This window comes from Motiliproteus coralliicola (genome assembly GCF_003345655.1).
Lineage (GTDB): Bacteria > Pseudomonadota > Gammaproteobacteria > Pseudomonadales > Balneatricaceae > Motiliproteus > Motiliproteus coralliicola.
Map to the genome: position 1 here is coordinate 267388 of NZ_QQOH01000001.1, position 23098 is coordinate 290485.

The 23098-nt window shown below is 57.0% G+C and carries 19 protein-coding genes; 12 read left to right on the forward strand and 7 right to left on the reverse strand.

The genetic code is table 11. The annotated features are described in order from the left end of the window. Positions 1–237: 237 nt before the first annotated feature. Both DV711_RS01305 and DV711_RS01310 read right to left on the reverse strand, forming a co-directional pair. Complete coding sequence (locus DV711_RS01305) at positions 238–957, reverse strand: cysteine hydrolase family protein (protein ID WP_207802511.1); 720 nt, start codon at positions 955–957, stop codon at positions 238–240. Between the two features lie 87 nt (positions 958–1044). Beyond that, positions 1045–1692, reverse strand: a complete 648-nt coding sequence (locus DV711_RS01310) for a Crp/Fnr family transcriptional regulator (RefSeq protein WP_114693841.1) — start codon at positions 1690–1692, stop codon at positions 1045–1047. 356 nt (positions 1693–2048) lie between these two features. Between DV711_RS01310 and nadA the strand changes: the two genes are divergently transcribed. Continuing rightward, positions 2049–3116, forward strand: a complete 1068-nt coding sequence (gene nadA / locus DV711_RS01315; RefSeq protein ID WP_114693842.1) for a quinolinate synthase NadA — start codon at positions 2049–2051, stop codon at positions 3114–3116. 55 nt (positions 3117–3171) lie between these two features. On the opposite strand, the gene DV711_RS01320 is transcribed toward nadA, so the two are convergent. Then, positions 3172–4641, reverse strand: a complete 1470-nt coding sequence (locus DV711_RS01320; RefSeq protein ID WP_114693843.1) for a M48 family metalloprotease — start codon at positions 4639–4641, stop codon at positions 3172–3174. A gap of 191 nt (positions 4642–4832) precedes the next feature. Here DV711_RS01320 and DV711_RS01325 point away from each other — a divergent pair, with 191 nt between their 5' ends. Both DV711_RS01325 and DV711_RS01330 read left to right on the forward strand, forming a co-directional pair. Next, positions 4833–5084, forward strand: coding sequence for a sulfurtransferase TusA family protein (locus DV711_RS01325; protein ID WP_114693844.1), 252 nt, complete (start codon positions 4833–4835; stop codon positions 5082–5084). Positions 5085–5121: 37 nt separating this feature from the next. Further along, the gene (locus tag DV711_RS01330; protein ID WP_114693845.1) at positions 5122–6216 is read left to right on the forward strand and encodes an AI-2E family transporter; all 1095 of its coding nucleotides are present in this window, start codon (positions 5122–5124) and stop codon (positions 6214–6216) included. A gap of 89 nt (positions 6217–6305) precedes the next feature. Here the strand turns inward: DV711_RS01330 and bcp are convergent, their stop codons facing one another. Next, positions 6306–6758: a thioredoxin-dependent thiol peroxidase gene (gene bcp, locus DV711_RS01335; protein WP_114693846.1), complete on the reverse strand. Its 453-nt coding sequence runs from the start codon at positions 6756–6758 to the stop codon at positions 6306–6308. 187 nt (positions 6759–6945) lie between these two features. Here bcp and dapA point away from each other — a divergent pair, with 187 nt between their 5' ends. From dapA to DV711_RS01355, 4 genes are all read left to right on the forward strand, one after another. Further along, complete coding sequence (gene dapA / locus DV711_RS01340; protein WP_114693847.1) at positions 6946–7821, forward strand: 4-hydroxy-tetrahydrodipicolinate synthase; 876 nt, start codon at positions 6946–6948, stop codon at positions 7819–7821. Between the two features lie 7 nt (positions 7822–7828). After that, positions 7829–9205: an outer membrane protein assembly factor BamC gene (bamC, locus tag DV711_RS01345; RefSeq protein ID WP_114693848.1), complete on the forward strand. Its 1377-nt coding sequence runs from the start codon at positions 7829–7831 to the stop codon at positions 9203–9205. Between the two features lie 61 nt (positions 9206–9266). Then, complete coding sequence (locus DV711_RS01350; RefSeq protein WP_243633710.1) at positions 9267–10247, forward strand: 2-hydroxyacid dehydrogenase; 981 nt, start codon at positions 9267–9269, stop codon at positions 10245–10247. 36 nt (positions 10248–10283) lie between these two features. After that, entirely contained in the window at positions 10284–10769 is a 486-nt protein-coding gene (locus DV711_RS01355) for a nucleoside 2-deoxyribosyltransferase (RefSeq protein ID WP_114693849.1), read from the forward strand. A gap of 67 nt (positions 10770–10836) precedes the next feature. Here the strand turns inward: DV711_RS01355 and pckA are convergent, their stop codons facing one another. Further along, entirely contained in the window at positions 10837–12447 is a 1611-nt protein-coding gene (gene pckA, locus DV711_RS01360) for a phosphoenolpyruvate carboxykinase (ATP) (protein ID WP_114694882.1), read from the reverse strand. A gap of 760 nt (positions 12448–13207) precedes the next feature. Here pckA and DV711_RS01365 point away from each other — a divergent pair. Continuing rightward, positions 13208–14182, forward strand: coding sequence for a tRNA dihydrouridine synthase (locus DV711_RS01365; protein ID WP_114693850.1), 975 nt, complete (start codon positions 13208–13210; stop codon positions 14180–14182). A gap of 29 nt (positions 14183–14211) precedes the next feature. Here DV711_RS01365 and DV711_RS01370 read toward each other — a convergent pair whose 3' ends face one another. Then, positions 14212–15357: a methyltransferase gene (locus tag DV711_RS01370; RefSeq protein WP_114693851.1), complete on the reverse strand. Its 1146-nt coding sequence runs from the start codon at positions 15355–15357 to the stop codon at positions 14212–14214. 1105 nt (positions 15358–16462) lie between these two features. Between DV711_RS01370 and DV711_RS01375 the strand changes: the two genes are divergently transcribed. From DV711_RS01375 to DV711_RS01390, 4 genes are all read left to right on the forward strand, one after another. Beyond that, positions 16463–17167 (forward strand): SIMPL domain-containing protein, encoded by a 705-nt coding sequence (locus tag DV711_RS01375; RefSeq protein WP_165839961.1) that lies wholly within the window; start codon positions 16463–16465, stop codon positions 17165–17167. Positions 17168–17247: 80 nt separating this feature from the next. Continuing rightward, on the forward strand, positions 17248–19512 hold the full coding sequence (locus DV711_RS01380) for a tRNA(Met) cytidine acetyltransferase TmcA (RefSeq protein ID WP_165839962.1): 2265 nt from the start codon (positions 17248–17250) through the stop codon (positions 19510–19512). Between the two features lie 58 nt (positions 19513–19570). Beyond that, positions 19571–20311, forward strand: coding sequence for a glycerophosphodiester phosphodiesterase family protein (locus DV711_RS01385; protein WP_114693854.1), 741 nt, complete (start codon positions 19571–19573; stop codon positions 20309–20311). Then, the gene (locus DV711_RS01390) at positions 20308–21522 is read left to right on the forward strand and encodes a glycerol-3-phosphate dehydrogenase/oxidase (protein WP_114693855.1); all 1215 of its coding nucleotides are present in this window, start codon (positions 20308–20310) and stop codon (positions 21520–21522) included. The genes DV711_RS01385 and DV711_RS01390 overlap by 4 nt, the downstream gene beginning before the upstream one ends. 25 nt (positions 21523–21547) lie before the next feature. On the opposite strand, the gene DV711_RS01395 is transcribed toward DV711_RS01390, so the two are convergent. After that, the gene (locus DV711_RS01395) at positions 21548–23059 is read right to left on the reverse strand and encodes an FGGY family carbohydrate kinase (RefSeq protein WP_114693856.1); all 1512 of its coding nucleotides are present in this window, start codon (positions 23057–23059) and stop codon (positions 21548–21550) included. Positions 23060–23098 lie beyond the last annotated feature (39 nt).

Consider the following 23098-nt stretch of genomic DNA (forward strand, 5'->3'; position numbering starts at 1 on the left):
GCGTCTAACCACAGCAGCGTTATCAGCTTAACGACAATGACAACAGCCGCAATCCCGACCAGCATCCAGGTCAGGGCTGGGTTTAGTTGACCGGGAAGTGGTTGTTTGACCCGACAGCAAAAGCGTCGAACTAAGGGCAGGCTCAGTGGCAAAGTAAATAGTAGCGACATGGTTCGATGGGCTCTGGTTGTAGCTAAAACTGCAGGGCCTGAGTCTCAAGCCCTGCGTGCTATCGGATCAGGGGTCGATCAGTTCAATCGCATCGGCCGTACTGATCACGGAGTTGGCGATCATGCCGTAGTTGGTCAATGCGGCCTGATAAGCCGCTTCTCCGGGAGCACCGACGGCATCCTTGATCATGATGACCTCGAATCCATTCTCCACCAGCTCGCGCATATGGGAGTCAGTACAGAGGTTTGCCGCCATCCCGCCGATCAGTACGGTCTGGATGCCGCGCTTTCTTAGTTGCAGTACCAGGTCGTTGGAGTCTGGGCCGTAAACCTTGTGGGGGCTGCTGATCACAGTTTTACCGTCGTAGATGTACTTCTTGTAGGGCTCGTAGAAGTCGGCGCCGGAGTTTGTGAGGTCGCCGGCGTCGGTAACAGAGGCGCGTTTGAACATACCGATATCGTTGATGGTTTGCTGTAGTGCGCCGCGATACTGCCAGTGGTCATCATGGGGGAAATACCAGTGCGGGCTGACGAAAACGGCTAGGTCTACATCTTTGGCTGCTTGGAAAAGGCTACCGATATTGTCGATGGTGCCCAGTTGCTTAAGGTTGTCTTTCACCAGTTCGTAGGCGGCCCCTCCTTCCCTCAGAAAATCATTTTGGGGGTCGGTGATCAGCAAGGCGGTGCTGGAATGATCAAGTTCCAGCGGTTCCATTTGATCTGCCAGCGTTGCAGTGGACAGAGTGCAGCCCAGGGCCAGGGCGGCCAGTAGCGATAGTGGTTTCATAGTGTTCTCCTGTTATCTGGAGAATCGACTATAAAAAGCGATGCCATGGCTGTATGTGAGTCAGGTCACAGAGGTTTTTACTGTTGATCAGGAGTCGATTTGCGCCAGTTTTACCGGATCTAGTAGTTCGATTTTAAGTCGGGACAGCTTTACCTGACCTTCTTTCTCCAGCTTTTTCAGATGCCTGGAGACCACCTCGCGGGCGGTACCGACTCGGGCGGCAATCTCCTGATGGCTGATCCGAAGCACACCGCTCTGTGGACAGGAGCGGACCAGATAGCTGTTGATACGCTGATCGACGTCATGAACAGCGGCTTCTTCCAAGTTACCCATCAGGCCGAAAATACACTCCGACAGTTCGGCCAACACAAAGTCTCTGACCGTGGCGTCACGGTTGTAAAGCTCGCGGAAGGTTGAGGCTGGAATCGCGCGCACTACCACCTGGTCGGTCTCGACCGAGACCCAGGCTGGGTAAACCGATTGCTTCAACACCGCGTTGATGGAAAGAATGCAGATCTCGCCGGCATCGAGTTGATAGATGGGCTTTTCATTACCGTTGCCATCCATGGTGAAGATTCGCAACTGCCCCGATTCAACCAGATAGGCACCGGCGGTTTTCTGGCCTTTATGGATGATCACTTCGCCTTTACTGAATCGATGCTTGCCTGCGTGTCTGGCAATCTCAGCGATAGCTTCACCGGAGAGCTGCTTCAAAAAATCATGGCTATGTAACATGGTGCTAACCGTCCTTGGTTGTCATTGGGTGATCCGCAGCTGAGGAGAGGCCGGGCTGGGTTGAAGATCAGTCCTGCATAGATGCTATCAGAGCGAAACAGGAAAGCCACCTGGTGCGAGTCTCATCGGTAAGCGGACGTTGCGATGATATGGGTGTGCTTTTCGGCCCGGTCTGCTACGATGGCCGACTTTACTGTTCCGGCAGGGCTCTTGAAGCGGAGATAATGGCTTCTATCCCGATCCGTTGCAGCGAACTGACACCCTGCTCGCCGCTCTCTACCCGGCAAATGGAATCGATCCTGGCTGTGGTATAATCGACGGTGTACCAATACCTATCGCGTTAACTTCCTACAATTATGCTGACAGACCAACAGATAGCTGAGCGTGTTCTGGTTCAGGAACATTTGGCCCATAGTTACAAACATGCTGACCTGAGCGTTGACCAGGTTGTCGATTATAAAAACCGTATTAAGCGGCTGCTTAAAGAACAGGATGCCTGCTTAGTCGCGCACTATTACTGCGATCCACTATTGCAGGAGCTGGCAGAAGAAACCGGTGGTTGCGTTTCGGACTCGCTGGAGATGGCGCGTTTCGGCAATGAGCATCCAGCCAGCACCCTGGTGGTCGCCGGGGTTCGCTTCATGGGAGAAACGGCCAAGATCCTGAACCCCGAGAAGCGCGTGTTGATGCCGACGTTGGAAGCAACCTGTTCACTCGATATCGGTTGTCCGATCGAAGAGTTTTCCGCTTTTTGTGATGCCCACCCTGACCATAAGGTGGTGGTTTACGCCAACACCTCCACCGCCGTGAAGGCGCGTGCGGATTGGGTGGTGACCTCCAGCTGTGCTTTGGAAATTGTTGAACACCTGGTCGATCAGGGCGAGAAGATTATCTGGGCGCCGGATAAGCACCTGGGTGGCTATATTCAGAACCAAACCGGCGCCGAGATGCTGATGTGGGACGGCTCCTGCATCGTTCATGAAGAGTTCAAGGCCAAGGGGCTGAAAGACTTGCTGAATGTTTATCCGGACGCGGCCATTCTGGTGCATCCGGAATCACCGGCATCGATGGTGGAAATGGCCGACTGTGTTGGTTCAACCAGCCAGTTGATCGCCGCAGCGAAGAATATGCCCAACCCGGATTTCATCGTCGCCACCGACCGCGGTATCTTTTACAAGATGAAGCAGGCTGCTCCGGATAAGAACTTTATCGAAGCTCCCACAGCCGGTAGCGGAGCCACCTGTCGCAGCTGTGCCCACTGCCCCTGGATGGCGATGAACGAGCTGGACAATCTGGCTGAGGTGTTAGAGACCGGAGCCCAGGAAGTTCATGTCGATAGCCAGTTACGCGAGCGGGCGCTGGTGCCTTTGCGGCGGATGTTGGATTTCTCCGCCAGTCTGAAGGCAGCCCAGGCCGGCCGCTGATCTGGTATCGATAGAAAAAACCGATGTCTGACGACATCGGTTTTTTTATGCGCGATTAAAACTCCATATCCTTTTTGAGCTGCTCGGCTTCCTTGACCCGTTGTTCGACCCGCAACCGTTCGTGTTCGCTCAGGTCGGGTTGTTTGAGTGCCAGCTCCAGATGCTTGGTGGCTTTCGGTAGTGCCCCCTTGAGCAGGAAGTATTCTGCCCTGGCCAGGTGTACGCCTTTGATGTTGTTGTTCAGACCGTAGGCTTCTGCCAGCTCGTACCAGAGCTGTATATCATTCGGTTCTACCCGGCTTTGGTTCTCCAGCAGGGCGATTACTTCCGCCTGCCGATCCAGCTGATGCAGCGCCTGGGCCAGCTGCATGGTGATCGGGTGGTTCTGCGGATACACATCCAGTAGCTGCTGTAGAGTTTCGACTGCCTGTTCGGCCTGCTGTTGTTCGATCCAGAGTTCGGTCTGCAGCAGTCGCAGGATCAGCTCGTTGGGGTGTTGTTCAAGCAATAAGTCGATCTGCTGCCGGGCTTCCTCGTAGCGCTGACTCCGAAGGGCGCTCAGGGCGATACCGTATCGGACCGATTCGGTCTCCTGGCCGGCGTCCAGGGCGTCCAGGTAGCGTTTATAGGCAGCGTTGTTATCGCCGATCGACATAACCTGTACCCGGGTGCGAATCAACTGGTAGCGCAGGCTGTTGACCCGTCCGCCGCGGGGCAGTTGTGAAGAGCGGTTCAGGGCATCGGCGATTCGGGATTCGGTGACCGGGTGGGTGAGCAGAAACTCGGGCGGTTTGCGACCCAAGTTGGCGATCGAGCGTTGCAGTTGGGAGAACATCCGCGGCATGGATTCGGGTTCGTAACCGGCGTCGACCAGTACCTGCATCCCGACCCGGTCGGCCTCCTGTTCATTGCTGCGGCTGTAGGCCAGTCGGCGTTCCATGGCGGCGGCCTGTCCACCGATGATCGCGGCAGCACCGGCCTGGCCGTTGGTAGTGGCCAGTAGCAGGATGCCCGCCATAGTGGTGGCCAGGCGAGCGGGTAGACTGCGCTTGTCCTCGGCCAGCCCCTGGGCGTAATGACGTTGACTCAGATGCGAGAGCTCATGGGCCAGCACCGAGGCGAATTCGCTTTCGGTGCCGGCATACAGGAACAAGCCCGAGTTTACCCCGATGATGCCGCCGGGCACGGCAAAGGCGTTCAGGTTGTTATTGGCGACCACCACCAGAGTCAGCCGGCGATCCTGAAGCGGGCTGTAGATCGCCAGTTGTTGCAGCAATTCCTGCACGAAGCTGATCGTTATCGGATCGTCCAGCAGGGGGGCCTGAGCGCGTAGCACTCGAACCCAGGCATTGCCCAACCGGCGCTCCTCTTCCAGGGTGACGATGGCTGAGCTGGTATCGCCCAGCAGCGGCAGCTGGTTGGCAAGCAGGCGGTTAAACGGCAGGCTCAGCAGCGCACAGAGTGCCAGTATAGGTAGAGTCTGTTGGCGTGGTCTGACGCTGGACGATAACGGAATGCGGCTCATGGCTGGGCGGAAATGTCCTTTTGAACTTCGTTGCTACGGGGATCTTTTTGTCTTGTGGAGTCTTTACACAAGCTCTGGTGGTGCCAATGTAGGGTATGTCACTTAGGACATATGTTATATAGTCGCTTGGTTTTGCAATAAGTTTCCAGCCGGATTCGGATTCCGGCAACTATACCTTCGGGAGTTGGTCCATGTCAGGTGAAGTCGGTCAACCAGATCAAACAGTTCAGGTGTTGGATGCCAGTGGGCTGAGCTGTCCGTTACCGTTGTTGAAAGCGAAGCAGGCCTTGAATCGTCTTAATAGCGGTGAGCGGTTGCGGGTGATCGCCACCGATGCCGGTTCGGTACGAGATTTTAAGGCATTTACCGACCAATCCGGCGACAAGCTGCTTGAATCGCTGGAACAGGACGGCAGCTTTATCTATCTGATTCAGAAGGCTTGAGGTTGGTTGTGTCGATAAATTATAGGGGAGAGTCCGGATGCTGAAGGTGCTAAACAGCTGGGTTGAGCGTTACTTCAGTGATGAGGAAGCGATCCTGCTGTTTGTGTTTCTGGTTGGGGCTCTGCTGATTATCCTGACCTTCGGCGGCATGCTGGCGCCGGTGTTTGCTGGTCTGATCATCGCCTTTCTGATGCAGGGACTGGTACAGCAGTGTAAGCAGAAGCTATCGATGTCCCACAAACTGGCGGTCACCTTGGTGTTTATCGCCTTTATCAGTGCCTTTATGGCACTGCTGTTGGTGGTGATTCCCCACACCTGGCGTCAATTGGCCAGTCTGCTCAATGAGTTGCCGGGGATGCTGCAGAAAGGTCAGGCGTTGCTGATGCTGTTGCCGGAAAAGTATCCGGACCTTATTTCCGTAAGTCATATTTCCGTACTAACCGAGCAGGTTGGAGCCGAGATCGGCAAGATGGGGCAGGCGGTACTGAGCTCATCGGTCAACTCGATCGCTAACGTGGTGCAGATACTGATCTACCTGGTACTGGTGCCGATTCTGGTGTTCTTCTTCATGAAAGACGGTGGCCTAATTCTGCACTGGCTCACCTCTTTTTTACCCAAGAAGCGTAAGATTCTGGATCAGGTGGGTAGCGAGATGGATATCCAGATCGCGAACTATGTTCGCGGTAAAGTGGTGGAGATCATCGTCGTCGGCGCGGTGAGCTACGTCGCCTTTATCCTCCTGGGACTCAACTATGCGGCGCTGCTGGCGTTGATGGTGGGGTTGTCGGTGGTGATCCCCTATATCGGAGCGGCGGTGGTGACCATTCCCGTAGCGATGATCGCGTTCTTCCAATGGGGCTGGACCAACGAGTTTTTCTACCTGATGCTTGCCTACGGAATTATCCAGGCGCTAGATGGCAACGTGCTGGTACCGCTGCTGTTTTCTGAGGCGGTCAATCTACACCCGGTAGCGATCATCGTGGCGGTGCTGGTCTTTGGTGGTCTCTGGGGGCTTTGGGGAGTGTTCTTTGCGATTCCTTTGGCGACCTTGATCAAGGCGGTGATGAATGCCTGGCCGCAACAGCATGAGCAGCTGCATGGCCAGGTCGCCGATGGTGATGCTGACGACTAGGTCGTCGCTTCGATTTCAGCAGGAACTATGCCGACCCGTCAGGACACCAGCCCGAACCAGAGGGGGCGGGCTGGGTTCTAGTCGTATCGCTAGTCACCTAGAATCTGGGCGCTGTGGTCCTTGGTTTTGACTTTGTTGATGATCTCGGCAATGTTGCCTGCTTCGTCGATGATAAAAGTGGTTCTCACGGTTCCCATGTATTCACGCCCCATAAACTTTTTCAGCTGCCAGGTGTCGTAGAGTTCGTGAACTTTTTTGTCCTCATCGGCAATCAGTGTGAACGGCAGCTCGTTCTTGTTGATGAAGTTCTGGTGGCGCTTGGGTGAATCGGTGCTGACGCCGAGGACTACGTAACCGGCCTCGAGCAGTTGCGAATGATGATCGCGAAGGTTGCAGGCCTGGGCAGTACAGCCTGGAGTGGAATCTTTGGGGTAGAAGTAGAGAACGACTTTTTTACCTTGAAACTGGGAGAGGCTGACCGGCTCCCCATTCTGATCGATGGCATTGAAATCCGGGGCAGGTTGTCCTACGGCAACGGCCATGTCGGGTCTCCTATAACTGAGGACGGATGTCGAGGTCAGGGGCAGAAAAATGTTGCGTTTATTTGTTCCACCGGTGGTTACGCTGACCGGGTTGCTTGGTTAGAATAGCAGGCTTGTTGTCTCCCCTGAACCACATAAATAATAGGTTTTTCAGGGGGCATGAACGATTTTGAGATGGAGGCATTTAATGATTAAGGGCAGTTTGGTTGCTTTGGTTACCCCGATGGATTCCTCAGGTGAGGTGGATTGGGAAGGCCTGGATAAACTGATCGATCTCCATATCAATTCCGGTACCCACGGTATCGTTGCGGTAGGCACAACCGGTGAGTCAGCAACCTTGGATTGTGACGAGCACTGCAAGGTGATCAAGCATGTGGTTGATCGCGTTGCCGGACGTATTGCCGTGATCGCCGGTACTGGTGCTAACGCTACCAAGGAGGCGATCGAGCTGACCCAGGCCGCTAAGGATGCTGGTGCCGATGCTTGTCTGCTGGTTACGCCGTACTACAACAAGCCAACCCAGGAAGGTCTGTACCAGCACTTCAAGGCGATTGCCGAAGCGGTCGATGTTGACCAGATTCTCTACAACGTGCCGGGCCGTACCGCCTGCGATATGCTGCCTGAAACCGTACTGCGGTTGGCAGAGATCTCGAACATTATCGGTATCAAAGAAGCTACCGGTGATCTGGAGCGCGCCAAGCAGCTGGCAGAGAAGTTGCCGGCCGATTTTGCGCTCTATTCCGGTGACGACGCGACGGCGTTGGAACTGATCTTGCTGGGTGGCCATGGCGATATTTCGGTGACCGCTAATGTCGCGCCGGCAGCGATGGCGCAGATGTGCGAGCTGGCTCTGAACGGCGAGGCCGAGCAGGCAAGGGCGATCAACCGACGGATCGATCACCTGCATCGCGATCTGTTTGTTGAAGCGAACCCGATTCCGGTTAAGTGGGCGCTACACGAGATGGCGTTGATTCAAGACGGTATCCGATTGCCGCTAACGCCGCTATCGGAAAAGTACCGCGGCTTTATTCGTGAAAGCCTGAAAGCCGCCGAGTTGGTGTGATCGGTTTATGCATAGCCTCAATCGAGTAGTCTTGGCGGCCTCCTTTGTTGCCTTAAGCGGTTGTGAAACTCTGACCAATAACTTCCTCTATGGGGGTGAAGATGCGGTAATCCGTGATCGTGGTCAGGACTACGAAAAGTCGGAGATCGCGGCACCGCTGGTCGTTCCGTCCCATCTGGATTCGGAGCGGATCCAGAATACGCTGGAGATTCCGGATATAGGTACAGCGGCGGTCGCGACCGATGATGAGTTTGAGATCCCGAGACCTGACTTCTTTATCGCCGAGGCGGGCAACGAGAAAGTTAACCTGGCCCGCGAGGGGCAGCAGCGATTAATCGTGGTTAACGAGCCGATCGGCCAGGTCTGGACCAAAGTGCAGGATTTCTGGGGCTACAATGATCAAGCGATCGCAATCTCCGACCCTCGACAGGGAATGATGGAGACCGCCTGGATCGACAGCGGGGGTGAGGAGCCGGGCTTTTTCTCGCGGATGGTGGCGCGACTGACGTTTAGTGATGTTGAAGAAGGCCCCACCCGTGACAAGCTTCGGGTCTATCTGCGTCCGGATCTAGAGGATCAAAACAAGACTTCGATTCGGTTGGATCATTTGCGCACAAGTACCCGTGAAGCTGAAGAGCCGGCGGATTGGTCCGGCAAGAGTAAGAGTGTCAGCTATCAGTCCGAGGTGATGTACGATCTGCTCCATTACCTTAGCAAGAACACTATCGAGGCTACGGCTAGTGCCGAACGAGCGCGCCGGGCTCAGCAGGGACGGGTTTTTATCGGGCGTGATTCCCGAGGTAAGCCGGTTCTGAAGATGACGGTACCGGTCGACCAGGCCTGGGATATGCTGGAAAGCTCGCTGTTATCGGCCGATGTGGATGTCGGCTCGTTCGACCGCAGTCTGGGTAAGTACTACATCACCTATAGCTCCTCGGCAGCGCTGCTGGACGAGAGCGAAGACGATGTCGGCTTTTTGGACTGGCTGCATGGTAACCGCGAAGATATCAAGATCAGTTCTGAAGTATTGGCTACTGCCCTGGGGGCAGAAGAGGACCCCAACGAAGGGCCTCGCTACAGCTCCAAGCCGGAGGTCGAGCTTGCCGATAACCCGGATCTGGAGCAGCAACGCTTAGCGGCCCAAGATGGCTACAAGATCTGGCTGGGTGATCGGATTATCTACGTATTCGGTAACGGCGACCAGGGCGGTGATGTCGACCCGGAGACCGGTGAGTTGGTATATACCGGTCGCTATCAGGTAGCGATGACGCGCCGAAGCAGTGGGGTTTATGTGTCGCTGCTGACTGATAAGGGGATTCCGGCACCGGTGGGTGTGGCTGAAGAGTTGTTCTGGAAACTACGGGACCAGATGCAACCGAACTGATCCCGTTGGGAATCTGGTCAATAAACGCCCGCGTCTGTCATGGCTGCGGGCTTTTTTTTGAGTGTCTGAAAGTGGAGGGGTGCAGGTGTTGAAGCGAGCGGTATTTTTGGATCAGGGGAGTCTGGATCGAAACGATCTGGATCTGTCCTCGATCGCCTCTCAGGTTGATGAGTTGGTGCTGTTTGATAAAACCGCACCGACCGAGGTTGCCCAACGGCTTGCCGGGGCGCAGGTTGCCATCGTCAATAAGGTGGTGCTGGATGCCGAATTGATCGCAGCGCTGCCGGAGTTAAAGCTGATCTGCATCGCGGCCACCGGGACCAATAATGTCGAGTTGCAGGCGGCGGCGGATCAGGGGATTGTGGTCAGCAACTGTCAGGGGTACGGAACCGCGTCCGTGGTACAGCACACGCTGTGTCTGATGCTGGCATTGGCCACGCGGTTGTCAGACTATTCGGCGGCGGTACAGCGCGGAGACTGGGGCCGGAGCGAACAGTTCTGTCTGCTTGATTACCCGATTATGGAGCTGGCGGGTAAAACCCTGGGGATCGTTGGTTACGGTGAGTTGGGTCAGGGGGTTGCGCGGCTGGCCGAGGCATTGGGTATGCGGGTGTTGATCGCCGCGCGCCCGGGTACGACCCCTACCGATGGCCGGCTGGCGTTGGATGAGCTGTTACCTCAGGTGGACCTGTTGAGTCTGCACTGCCCTTTGACGGCTGAAAGCCGCAACCTGATCGATAGTCGGGCGCTGGCGCTGATGAAGCCCGGAGCGCTGCTGATCAACGCGGCCCGAGGCGGGATCGTCGACGAATCTGCGTTGGCGCAGGTCTTGAAATCTGGCCATCTGGGCGGTGCGGCGATGGACGTGCTCTCGCAGGAGCCGCCTCGCGAAGGCAATGTGTTGCTGGACTCCGACATTCCCAACCTGATCTTAACCCCGCATAGCGCCTGGGGCAGCCGAGAGGCGCGGCAGCGGATAGTGCTTCAGATCGGTGAGAACATAGCGGCTTTTTCGAAGTCGGCGCCGATACGTACCGTCTGAGATATTGACCGTTACTTAATCTGACAAGGGGGCGATATGGCGATCAAAATCTATCTGGCCGGGCCGCTGGGTTTTTCCGAAGTTGGCAGGATGTTCCATTATGAATGCCTGATTCCGGCATTGGAGCAGCTAGGACTGGAGCCGCTTGATCCCTGGCAACTGGGTGATACGGAAGAGCTTCGTTCCGCCTTGGCGCTGTCTGATCTGAATGAGCAGCGAACACAGTTGGCTGAGATTAACCGCAGTATTGGGCGGACCAACGTCGAAGCTATCGATCGTTGCGATTGGATCTTGGCAAATCTGGATGGGGTCGATGTGGATTCCGGTACCGCAGCTGAGATCGGCTACGGATTTGCCACCGGTAAGCTGATCTTTGGCTACCGAGGTGACTTTCGCCTGAGTTGCGATAATCTGGGTGGACAGGTCAATCTGCAGGTCGAGTACTTTATTCGCGCCAGCGGCGGCCTGATTGCATCCGATCTGGAATCGTTGTTACAAGCGTTGCAGAGCGCTGGGCAGTAGAAACGATTGGTCCAGGCGAAAAAAAGCCCGGTAAGTACCGGGCTTTTTTATTATTGATCCTGATCGATCAGAGCTTTGGGCCTGCTTCAACCAGGGCTTTACCCTCGTCGTTGTCGGTGAAGCGTTCGAAGTTATCAACGAACATAGCAGCCAGGTTCTTGGCCTTGTCATCCCAGATGGAGGCATCGCTGTAGGTGTCCTGCGGATTCAGGATACCGCTGTCGGCACCCGGCAGGGCCTGGGGAACGGCAAGGTTGAAGTAGGGCAGGCTAACAAACTCCTGATCTTCGATGGAACCGTCCAGAATCGCGTCGATGATGGCGCGGGTGTCCTTGATCGAGATCCGTTTGCCGGTACCGTTCCAGCCGGTGTTGACCAGGTAGGCCTGGGCGCCGGAGGCGTTCATGCGCTCGGTCAGTACCTTGGCATAAGTGGTCGGGTGCAGGCTTAGGAAGGCGGCGCCAAAACAGGAGCTGAAGGTCGGCGTCGGTTCGGTGATGCCGCGTTCGGTACCAGCCAGCTTTGAGGTGAAGCCGGACAGGAAGTAGTAGCGGGTCTGTTCCGGGGTCAGCTTGGATACCGGCGGCAGCACACCGAAGGCGTCGGCAGTCAGGAAGATCACCTTGGTGGCGTGACCCGCCTTGGAGACCGGCTTGACGATGTTGTCGATATGGTAGATCGGGTAGGAAACCCGGGTGTTCTCGGTCTTGGAGCCGTCATCGTAGTCGATCTTGCCGTCAGCATCGACGGTAACGTTTTCCAGTAGGGCGTCGCGACGGATAGCGTTGTAGATATCCGGCTCGTTTTCTTTGCTCAGGTTGATGGTCTTGGCGTAGCAGCCACCTTCAAAGTTGAACACGCCGTTGTCGTCCCAGCCGTGCTCATCGTCGCCGATCAGTTCGCGCTTTGGATCGGTAGACAGGGTGGTCTTGCCGGTGCCAGACAGGCCGAAGAATACAGCTACATCGCCTTCTTTGCCGACGTTGGCAGAGCAGTGCATGGACGCGATGCCCTTCAGAGGCAGCAGGTAGTTCATCATCGAGAACATACCTTTCTTCATTTCGCCACCGTACCAGGTGCCGCCGATCAGCTGCATCTTTTCGGTCAGGTTGAAGGCGACGAAGTTTTCAGAGTTCAGACCCTGCTCCTGCCAGTTCGGGTTGGTGGTCTTAGCGCCGTTCATGACCACGAAGTCCGGCTCGTAGTCGGCCAGTTCGGCTTCACTCGGACGGATAAACATGTTGGTAACGAAGTGGGCCTGCCAGGCTACTTCGGTGATGAAACGTACGTTCAGTCGAGTGTCTTCGTTGGCGCCACAGTAGGTATCAACAACAAAAAGACGCTTGCCAGATAGTTGCTTGGTAACCAGTTGCTTCAGTTCGCCCCAAACTTCGGTTGTGATCGGCTTGTTGTCGTTCTTGCCTTGATCGGACCACCAGACGGTGTCACGGGTGGTATCGTCTTTAACGATGAACTTGTCCTTGGGAGAGCGGCCGGTAAAGATGCCGGTGTCTACCGCAACGGCGCCAGACTCGGTCACAACGCCCTTTTCAAAACCTGACAAGGAGGCTTTGGTCTCTTCTTCAAACAGCAGTTCGTAGGAGGGGTTGTAAACAATCTCTTGTGCGTCTTCGATACCGTATTTGGCAAGATCAATCGTAGGACGGGCCTCTGACATCAGTTTCTCCCAGGTGTTCATCATCAGGTCTAAGCAGTACGCACAAGCCGCAGGGCACGGCAATGAGCAGTTTATAACGTCAGGTGGATTCTTGTTTGAGACAGGCTCAACTTGTCATTATCAACCACCCGCAACGCAAGCTGTGCATTATAGGGTCTATTGAGAATCAATCAATCGAAATAGACGAATTACGGGCATTTGTTAGCAGAATGTAGGGGCCTAAATCATCGCAGTGCGACAAACGTTTATGGCTAGCATAAAGGTGGCTAAATCGTTGCTTGTCTTATACCTCAATGATGGATGCCATCGGCCCGTTTTGGTGATGCCTGGCCCGGCTTTTTCGGTGGCCGACTGGAGCCGGTTTTGCAGCCGTTTGCTCGAGGCCTGCATGTTATCGGGGCTGTAGCGATTTGCTCACAGTTTCTGTGCATAACTCTGTGGAATAAAGAGGAGTAGAGCGGGCCAGGCCGCTATACTCGGCTAGTTGTTTAAAATTGGTTAAAATTTGCACAGCCCAAAAAAGACCAATCAAAACAGATGGTTAGCAAAGTCAATAGTCTGCTGATAAAAAAACAACTGTGTTTATGACTTTTTTATTTCGCTGTTCAGCGCTGTTTTGGATTTGTGAATAATACAAGCGTTTCTTGATCCTTCGGTGCCTTTTCGAACGTTATCTGACCCGGCTATGTACCGGGTTCTATTCTTCTACTCGGGTCGTCATGGTAAGCTGCCCGGCCTTTTGTGTTAGACCTCCTGAAGTATGCATATCTATTTGGCGCCGATGGAAGGGCTGGTGGACCCGGTGATGCGGGATATTATCAGCCGAATCGGTGGAATCGATCGCTGCGTGACCGAGTTCGTCCGCATCTCGGAGCAGGTGCTGCCGCGCCGGGTTTATTTGCGCCTCTGTCCGGAACTGCTACATCAGGGCGTGACCCGTTCCGGCACGCCGGTTTATGTACAACTTCTGGGGTCCGATCCCCAGCTATTGGCGGGCACTGCAGCTAAGCTGGCCGAGCTTGGGGCGCCGGGGATTGACCTGAACTTCGGCTGCCCGGCTAAAACGGTCAATCGAAACCGTGGCGGGGCTATCCTGCTTAAAGAGCCGGAGTTGGTCGGTTGTATCGTCGAGCGGGTCCGTTCTCAGCTGCCGTCAGAGGTTCCGCTGACGGCCAAGATGCGACTGGGTTATGAGGATACCTCTGTGGCGTTGCGCAATGCGGTGGCCATTGCAGAGGCGGGCGCCGATGAGCTCTGTGTCCATGCCCGAACCAAAGTTGAGGGCTATCGACCGCCGGCGCACTGGCACTGGCTGGCGCGGATACGCGAGGCGGTGGCTATCCCGGTGGTGGCAAATGGCGAGGTTTGGTCGCTGGAAGACTTTGGGCGTTGTATCGAGGTCAGCGGTTGTCAACGACTGATGTTGGGTCGTGGCCTGGTGTCCCGGCCGGATTTGGCGCTGCAGATCCGGCAGCAGCTTGAGGGGCGACCGGTACAGGCGCTGGATTGGGCAGCGCTGGTTCCCTGGGTCGAGGACTATTATCAGCAACTGCACTTGATCGCCCCCCGCTATGCCGATGGACGGCTGAAACAGTGGTTGGGGCTGCTGCGACGTAACTATGCTCAGGCAGGGAAGCTATTGCAGCAGTTAAGGCGTGATAGCGGCGAGCAAGCCATGCGTCAGGGCTTGGCCCAGTCTCAACAGTGGATCGACGACAGCGGCCAAGCTGCTTGAGGCCTAGCCCGGTCCACCGAGGTTGAAGGTCAGCGTTTGATCGCGCTCAGGACCACAAACTTGGGGTTGCTGGCGACCAGCTCGCAATTTCCAAACAGTCGCCTCAGCTGTTGGTGGTAACCCAGATGGCGATTGCCGATGACGCGCAGTTCACCTCCCTGCTTTAGCACCCGACGTGCATCCCGAAACATCTGCCGGGCGATATGATCGCCGACACTTTGCTGTTGGTGAAACGGCGGGTTGTTGAGCACCAGGGCGGCACTGTTGTCCGGTTGCTGCTCCAGGCAGTTATCGGCGATAAATTCGGCTGGGCGCTGATCGCCAAATGTCGCTTCGAAAGTCTGTTTGGCGCTCGCCAGAGCGCGGAAGGATTCATCGGTAAACAGCAGTTGTGCGTCCGGGTTCCGTTCGGCGGCGATCAAACCAACCAGGCCGTTGCCGCAACCCAGATCAATGATCCTACCGGTTTCGACCCCTGAAGGGATATGCTGAAGAAACAGCCGTGTCCCGATATCCAATTTTTCACGGGAGAATACCCCGGCCTGGTTGTAGACCTGGTGGCCACTACCTTCGAGCCGATAGCTGCTGGGGTAGGGCGAGTCGATGATCGGTTTGGTCGGATCCAGCTCGGCGAACAGCAGTCGGGCCTTTTTCTTTGCCAATGAGCAGCGGCTGGGGCCGATCAGGCGCTCGAACAGCTGTACTGTGGAGCGTTGAATATGCTTCGCCATCGCGGCTCCGATGATGCGGCAGTCCGGGGCCAGGTAGGGGCGTATCCGGCAGAGTTGATCCTCCAGCAGGCTCAGGGTCTTGGGCAGTTTGATCAGCAACAACTTCACCGTTGTGGGCGGTGGGTCGAAGGGGGCCAGCAAGTGAACCTGGTCCGGATCGATGCCGTTACCCTTTAGGTTCAGTCCAACGGCCTCTTGGGCTAGAAAGGAATCCCCGCAGCTGTAGGGCCCCAGCTGGTGCAAGCCCAGCGCAAGGGCACCGAAAGCGTCATTGAGAATCAGCGGGGAGGGCAGCGCTAGGCCCTGCTGGCGAAGTTCGTCAAGGTGTTGCAGCAGCAACTCATCGGCGGCGTCCCAAGCCCTTAAGGGCAGCCTGGGCTGATGGGGGTAACGATGCAGGCGATAGGTACCCTCTGGGCGTTTGAATAGCTGGTCAGCACTCATGGAAAACAGGTCAGTTAACGGGTTGGATTCATTGGGGTGAGGGCGGTTGGTCCATCAGATAGATTCAATCGTAGTCGTAACCGTCATGCCACGCTCATGATCCGCAGAGCCGGTAACGCTGTGATCAGAATCAATTGTCGAGCTCGCTTGGAACGCGACTCCTCAAAGGCCGAGTCAATATAGGCTCCCAGTGTCTGGGGGCGGAGAATACCGAGGATCGCGGTTTTGCGCAAAAACAGCTCTGAAGGCGTCGCAAGCCTGCACGCAGACAAGCGATCCTGGCAGTAACTAATACGTTAGTCGAAAGCGCAAAAAAATAAGACTTTTTCCTAGAGCCAGAATCCACCGGATTGGCGATACTCTGTGCAGTGCAACAAGGAAACAGAAGGATCTGGCCACATAAAAGGATGCCGTGGCGAGTTGCCGCAAGGATTTCCAAAAGCCGTTGGTAATGATTACCAACGGCTTTTTTCATATTTAGCCCCCATGGACCGAGCCTGAAACCCGTTGCCGAGGCGGCAGGGAGTCGGTTCTGAGCCCATCATAAAAGTGTCATATCACTGCCACCCCAGCTCTGATCGGGGCTGTGGCACCCTGTCCACAGAAGCTGTGGATAATTCGGTGGACAGTAAGAATAAAAAACCATAAGTGCCACAAAGGATGCCGTCTAGAGACGAATTGATCAAAAAATAACCAGTCCGTCTTGTGTTTAATAGAATCAATTGGTTAGGTGGTTTTTTGATAATTGTCATCCGTTGTTTGGATCGAACCTCGATCTGTAGCAGAGTCTTCTCTGTCGATGTTAATAACCTTTTCCGATGAGCCAGATCGGGTCTGGCATGCCCGCATTTTGTCAAGCAATAAATCAGCTTTTTGAGGTTGTCTGATATTTGGGCCGCTCAACTGGATTGATGGCCTAAATTTGGTCCATCATGGATGCCTCAGAATGGTTTATTGTTCGCCGAACCGCTAGGTATGGGTGATCGCGCAACAAGGCCCAGGCTATGGCCGCTGGTTCAGCGACGAGCAAGGAACCAACCGATTCAATAGAGTAACGAGTCAGATAACCCTTAGGGAGAGAGTGATGTCGAAGAGCTGGTTAGTCATGATTTTGTGCACTGCGTTAGTGTCCACCCCAAGCTTGGCCCAAACACCGCCCAATACGGGACTGTCGGTGCGTGGTGAGGCCGTGGTATCGGCCCCGGCTGATAGAGCCAGCCTGATGCTGGGGGTGCAGAACAGCGCTGAGGATGCCGACAGCGCGGTGAAGGAGAACAACCGCCTGATGCAGCAGTTAAATAAGGCTCTACTGAAGGCAGGCGTGGCTGAGAAGGAGCTGAGCACCGCCAACTTCAGCGTTCAACCCCAGTGGCAGCCGCGACCGCGTAATGCCGGGCAGGACTGGAAGCCGCAAATTGTCGGTTACCAGGCACGGGCACAACTGCAGCTAAAAACCACACAGCTGACTAAGGTGGCCAGCTTTATCCAGGCCGCCATCGAAGCCGGGGCTAACCTGGTCGGTCAGCTGAGCTTTGGTCTGGAGGATAACGAAGCGGTTTACCAGCAGGCGTTGCAGCAGGCTACCGAGCGTGCGCGTCAGCATGCTCTGGTTGCGGCCCAGGCTGCCGGTGTCAACTTGGGCGCGATACAACACATTGAGGTCGAGCCGGGAAATCCGGGGCGCTTCGAGATGGCTCTAGCGGCCAAACCGATGGCGCGGATGTCGTCGGATGCGTCGATGCCGGTAGTGGCTCCTGGAAAAATTGACGTCCGGGCCGGAGTGCAGCTTCAGTTCAAGATCAACCCTTAGGGTTGTATGGCGCAGGACGCCGGTTCCCTTAAGGGGAGTTCAAGCTAGAATAGGCGTCCTTAGTTGCGTTGGAGTTTGCGGTGAGTCTTGACCCCTTAGCGTCGTTTATCGAGACGTTGTGCGCCCGAGCCTTTAGTGTGCGTCATCGTTATCTGGTGGCTGTTCAGGGGCCCGATGGCTGGATAGCTAGCCGGTTGGCGGCGCTATGGTCTCCGCAGGGTAATCTGCAAGGTTGTTGGATCTCACAGACTCCTCCGTCGGAGACGGCCTACGCATCTGATTGGCTACGGACCGATCGAAGCCGGCAGGTGCTGGGGCAGGAGTTCGATCGGGTCTTGATCGATGCTCGATCCGGATTGGAGCCGGATGCACTGGGCGCATTGAGCGGTACGGTACGTGCGGGCGGTTGTCTGCTGTTGCTGTTACCCCCATATGAAGCCGCGGCCGCCACCCCTTTTCAGCGCTGGTTGCAGCACTGCCTCGAGCAACCATCCGGTACCGACCGGGCGGCCTGGTTGCTGACCCCGGAGACGGATCCGACCCAACTGCGGCAACTGCTCAAACAGTTGCCGCTGAATGAGTCCGCAGCGGTTCCTAAACCTGAAGATCCTGACTGCCTGAGCGATGATCAGGCCCTGGCCGTGGCAAAGATCTGTCGGGTGCTGCAGGGGCATCGGCGGCGCCCGCTGGTGATCAGCGCCGACCGCGGGCGTGGCAAGAGTGCTGCGCTGGGCATTGCTGCCGCCCGCCTGATGCAGCAGCAACCCTGCCGAATCCGATTGACGGCGCCATCAAAAGCGGCCGTTGCGTCTCTGTTGGAGCGTTTGTATGCCCTGTTACCCGACGCCGAGATTCAACGGCAGGGAAACCGGGTGGTCTGTGGCGCATCAGAGCTTGAATTTGTCGCCCTGGACCGATTGCTGAGTCCGGCATTCGATCCGCAGCTTGAAGCCCAGGCAGGCGTTGCCGAACTGCTGCTGGTCGATGAAGCCGCGGCGATTCCCGCACCGATGCTGGAACAGTTGCTGCGGCGCCATGCCCGGGTTGTCTTCGCGACCACGACCCACGGTTACGAGGGTACGGGCCGTGGCTTTCTGATCCGCTTTAGCGCCGCACTACAGCAGTTGACCCCGCAATGGCGTCGTTTCGAACTGCAGCAACCGATCCGTTGGAATTGCGCTGATCCGTTGGAGAACTGGGTGTTTTCGGCGCTGATGCTCGATGCGGAACCGGCTCAGTTTCAAGAGTCGGAGTTCAAACCGTCGGATCTAGATGGCGGAGCGCTAAGTTTTCGCTGCTGGGAGTCAGCACAGCTGCTGGCCAACCCCTCGGTACTCAAGCAATTGTTCGGTCTACTGGTGCTGGCCCATTACCGCACCTCGCCGTCGGACCTGCGCGATCTACTCGATGATCCGGCACGCCAGGTCTGGCTGCTCAGCGAGAGTGATCGATCTGGAGTATCAGTACGGGTGCTGGGGGTGGTGCTGGTGGCCACTGAGGGTGGTTTCGATGCATCGTTAAGCCGGCAGATCTGGCTCGGCAAGCGCCGCCTCCACGGCCATCTGCTGCCGCAGGTTCTCTGCGCCCAGGCTGGCTGGTCCCAGGCCGCTGAGTTGAGCTATTGGCGGGTCGTCAGGATCGCGGTGAGCGAACCGCTGCGTCGCTGCGGTTTCGGCCGAGTGATGTTGCAGCGGCTGTTGGTCGAGGCGCGGCAGCAGCCGTCTATCGATGTGCTGGGTACCAGTTTCGGTGCCAGTGTCGAGTTGCTACCGTTCTGGTCCTCGCAGGGATTGCAACCGTTGAGGTTGGGGCTCAAACCCGATGGCCGTAGCGGTTCCGTGTCGCTGCTTTACGCCAGGGGCTGTTCCGACCGTGCCGAGAGCCTGTTACGACAGATCCAGCGTCAGTTCAGTCGCGATCTGCCGTTACGGTTGCAACGTGATGCAGCGATGCTGGAGCCGGAGCTGGTGTGCGCGCTGCTGGCCGACAGTCTGACGGCCGCGCACTACCCCCTCGAACCCCAGGACAGACAGGATATTGAAAGCTTTCTGTTAGGGAATCGTGGGCTGCAGCTGGTGGAGGCCGCACTGCAACGCTGGATGTGGCAGCTGCTGCCGACCAGGCCTGGACCGGCCGATCAATCGTCACCGGTCCTGAACCCGGACCTGGATCTAGAGCTAAGGGCGCTGTTGGTCCGCTATCTGTTACAGCAGTGGCCACTGGAGCGACTGTTGAGTGAATACGGTTTGAGCGGTGAGCGGCAGCTGCAACAGCGGCTCAAACCGCAGCTGCTGCCGCTTTGGAACGGAAGTCGTTCATTGGCTATAACCGACGGCGAGGACTGAATTTCGGTCCAGCCGCTGATCTTCGGCCATACTCAGAGAAATTCTGACCGAGGTCGTTATGGTAGAGATCGAACTGATCGCCCATCGCGGTTACCCGAGCCGTTACCCGGAAAACACGCTACCGGGGTTTGAGCGTTCAATTGCTGTCGGGGCTCGCTACCTTGAAGCGGACCTGCAGTTCAGTGCCCAGGCAACCCCCTACCTGTTCCATGACCGTCAACTTGACCGGCTCTGCGGTCGAGCGGGGCAGATCCATCGGCTCAGTGATTCGCAGCTCAGCCAGTGCCACCCCTCACACCCGGAACGCTTTGGTGAGCGCTACAGTCAGATCGAGCTAATGAGCTTGGAATCGCTGGTTGAGCTGGTACGTCGTCATCCCCAGATCTGCCTTTTTCTGGAGCTCAAGCGGACTCTGACCCAGGTGTTGTCACCCTCGAGGGCGGTAGCGAGGATACTGCCGTTGCTTGAGGATATACGGCCACAGGTGGTGCTGATCAGCTTCTCGATCAAACTGTTGCAGCAGGCGCGGCGGCAGGGGTGGGAAAGGGTCGCGCCGGTGCTGACCCGCTGGTACCAGTTACGGCACCGCGAAGTGATGGCACTGGAGCCGGAGTGGTTGTTTTTGAATCGGCTGCGGGTACCGCTGGGGCTCGGCCCGGATCCGAACCAGGCGGTACCGATCGTGCTCTATGAAAGCTCGGATATCGAGCAGGCTAGGCAGTTGGCTGGCCGTGGTTTTCGCTGGCTTGAAACCGACAGCATCGGAGAGATGCTGGAGGCACAGCGGGGGATGCTATGAGCGGTATCTTGGACCGACGCAGTAATCTGGATCAGAACCAAGGGGTCGACCTGTTGGTCGTTGGTGGCGGCATCCAAGGCTGCGGTATCGCCCAGGCGGCTGCGGCTGCGGGCTACAGCACTTTGTTGATCGAGCAGCGGGACTGGGGTAGCGGTACATCGAGTCGTTCCAGCAAGCTGATACATGGTGGGCTGCGTTATCTGGAGTCGGGGCAGTTTTCGCTGGTTCGGCGTGCCCTGCGCGAGCGTCAGCTGCTGCTGAAGATCGCACCGAAGCTGGTGCGTCCGGTGCCGTTTCTGATTCCGTTGTACCAACATAGCAAACGCTCGGATATGGCGTTGTATTCCGGCTTGCACCTGTATCGCTGGTTCGGTCGTGGATTGGACCACAACGATTTTGATCGCTTTGAGCCGGACCAACCCGAGTTTGAACAGGTGCTGCATGACGGGTTGGAGCAGCAGGGGCTGAGGGCAATTTACCGCTACTGGGATGCCCAGACCGATGATCAGCTGTTGACCCGGGCGGTGGCCTATTCGGCCCAAACCCTGGGAGCCCAATTAAAACGCAACTGCGAGCTGATCCATGCCCAACCCAGCGATTACGGCTGGCGGGTCGATCTGGCCGAGGGCGGTAGAAGCTATCGGATTGAAGCCAGCACCATCATCAATGCCACCGGTCCCTGGGTCGGTCGTGTACAGCAACGGATTCACGGCGCCCCAGAGCCGCTACCGATCAGCCTGGTTCAGGGGGCGCATATTCTGGTCGAGGGAAGTCTGGGCGGGTCGGTTTACTACCTGGAAACCGACGATGGTCGGGGCGTGTTTGCGATGCCTTGGCAGGGCGATACTCTGGTCGGAACCACCGAAACCCACTATAGCGGCGATCCGGCTGAGAGCGCGCCGACGGCCGCGGAACTGGACTATCTACGCGACACGCTCAGACGTTATTTCCCCCAGCTCAGGGTTCAGATCAAACAGCAATTCGCCGGGTTACGGGTGTTGGATAACGGCGATGGCGGTTTCTTTCACCGTGCCCGCGACAGCCGTATCCAGCAACACTGGTTTGAGGGACGGGGGCTGATCTCGATCTATGGCGGCAAGTTGACCACCTATCGGACCACAGCCCTGAAGGTGGTTGAATGTTTGCCAGAACACCTGGGCAGGCGCCCGCCATTGGCCGATACGGCCGAATTGATGCTGGAACCAGCCTGAGCAATGGCCTCAGCCAGCAGGGGGGCTAATTGCCGTTCTGAGCCTTCAGTGCCTGTCTTACCAGCTGTTGCCAGCGTTGATAGCGCTGTTGCAGCGGCGCTGATGCGCAAGGCTGCAGGCGCTGCTGCGCACTGGGTTTCCAACTGTCGGGCCGTCTCGCCAGGATAAATGCCAGTCCCCGGGCGGTCGCCTCGGGCTGCTCGATCAGGTTGACCGGCAATTGAGTCAGATCCGCCAGCCGTTGCGCCAGACCAGGTAGTTGCGACAGACCGCCGCTGAGGTTGATCTGCTCCGGCCTGGCTAACGTAGCGGGGATCGCCTGCAGGTTCTCCCCGATCAGAAACAGGATGCTTTCGATTACGGCGCCGTAGCGGTCGGCATCGTTGTCACAATCGATAAAGCGACTCAGCACTCGGCTGTCCCAGAAGGGGGATCCAAGTCCGCAAACCGCATTTAGAAACAGCCCCGGATTTAGCGGTAGGGGCCGCTGTTGCAGCGTCGCCAGATCAATTTTCGGCTGCTCACGTTGCAGCCATTGCAAAGCGCTGGCGGCACCATTGACGGTGCCTTCCAGCATCCAGTGAGTCTGTTGTCGACTGCTGCTGGCCAGGCTTGTCAGCAGGCGATGCTGATGCGGTGGCAGCTCTTCCAAAGCCAGGCTGATAAAGGCACCGGTGCCGAGATTGAGGTTCAGGTGCTGTGGTTTGGGCCGACCCTGCCCGAACAGAGCGCAACCCTGATCACCGCCGACAAACCGGCCCGGGATGGTCAGCTCACGCCAGCGTAGCAGCCCCCAGTCGTCTTCACAGTGGGCTAGGCTGGGCAGGATCTGCCGGGGGATACCAAACTGCTGCAGCAGCTGATGGTCCCAGTCCAGCGTCTGACGGTTCCAGAGTAGTGTTCGTTGGGCGCAGCTATGGTCGAGCCGCAATGGTCCCAAGGGATTGGACTGAGTCGAGCAGAGGCCGGCGGCCAGGTAAGCCGATAACGGACTGAACAGCAGTTCTGCCCGTTCGGCGGCTGCCCGAAGCCCGGGCTGCTGCAGGCACCAGCGGATTTTAGAGACGCCGTGGTGATCGGATGGAAACAGGCCAGTACGCTGGTTGACCAGTCGGGTCAAAGACGGAGTCCAGACAATTGATCGCTTGGCGCGCAGATCCTGCCAGCTGAGTACCGGGGTCAGGGGTTGGCCGCTGTGGCGTTCCAACCCCAGCAGGTTGGAACGCTGGCAGGCCAGCCCCCATGATCGGACACGCCGACGCTGTGGTTCAGTCAGCGATGACAGCAGGCGATCGACACAGTGCTGCAGGCTGTGGAGCAGTTCGTGCGGTGATTGTTCAACCTGGTCCGGCCCCGGATACTGGGTTTGCACCGGCTGCTGGGCTCGCCCCCGCTCATTGCCGGAATGGTCAAACAGCAGCGCTCGACTGGAACCTCCGCCCTGATCCAGCACCAGATACAGCGGAGCATCCTGCCAATCCGCGTCGGTGGCGGTGTGGTTAGCGTCCGGGCTTGGATGTGGCGAGTCCTGGTTCATAGCCCAAAGCTTAGGCGATAACCGTATCACCGGGCTGTT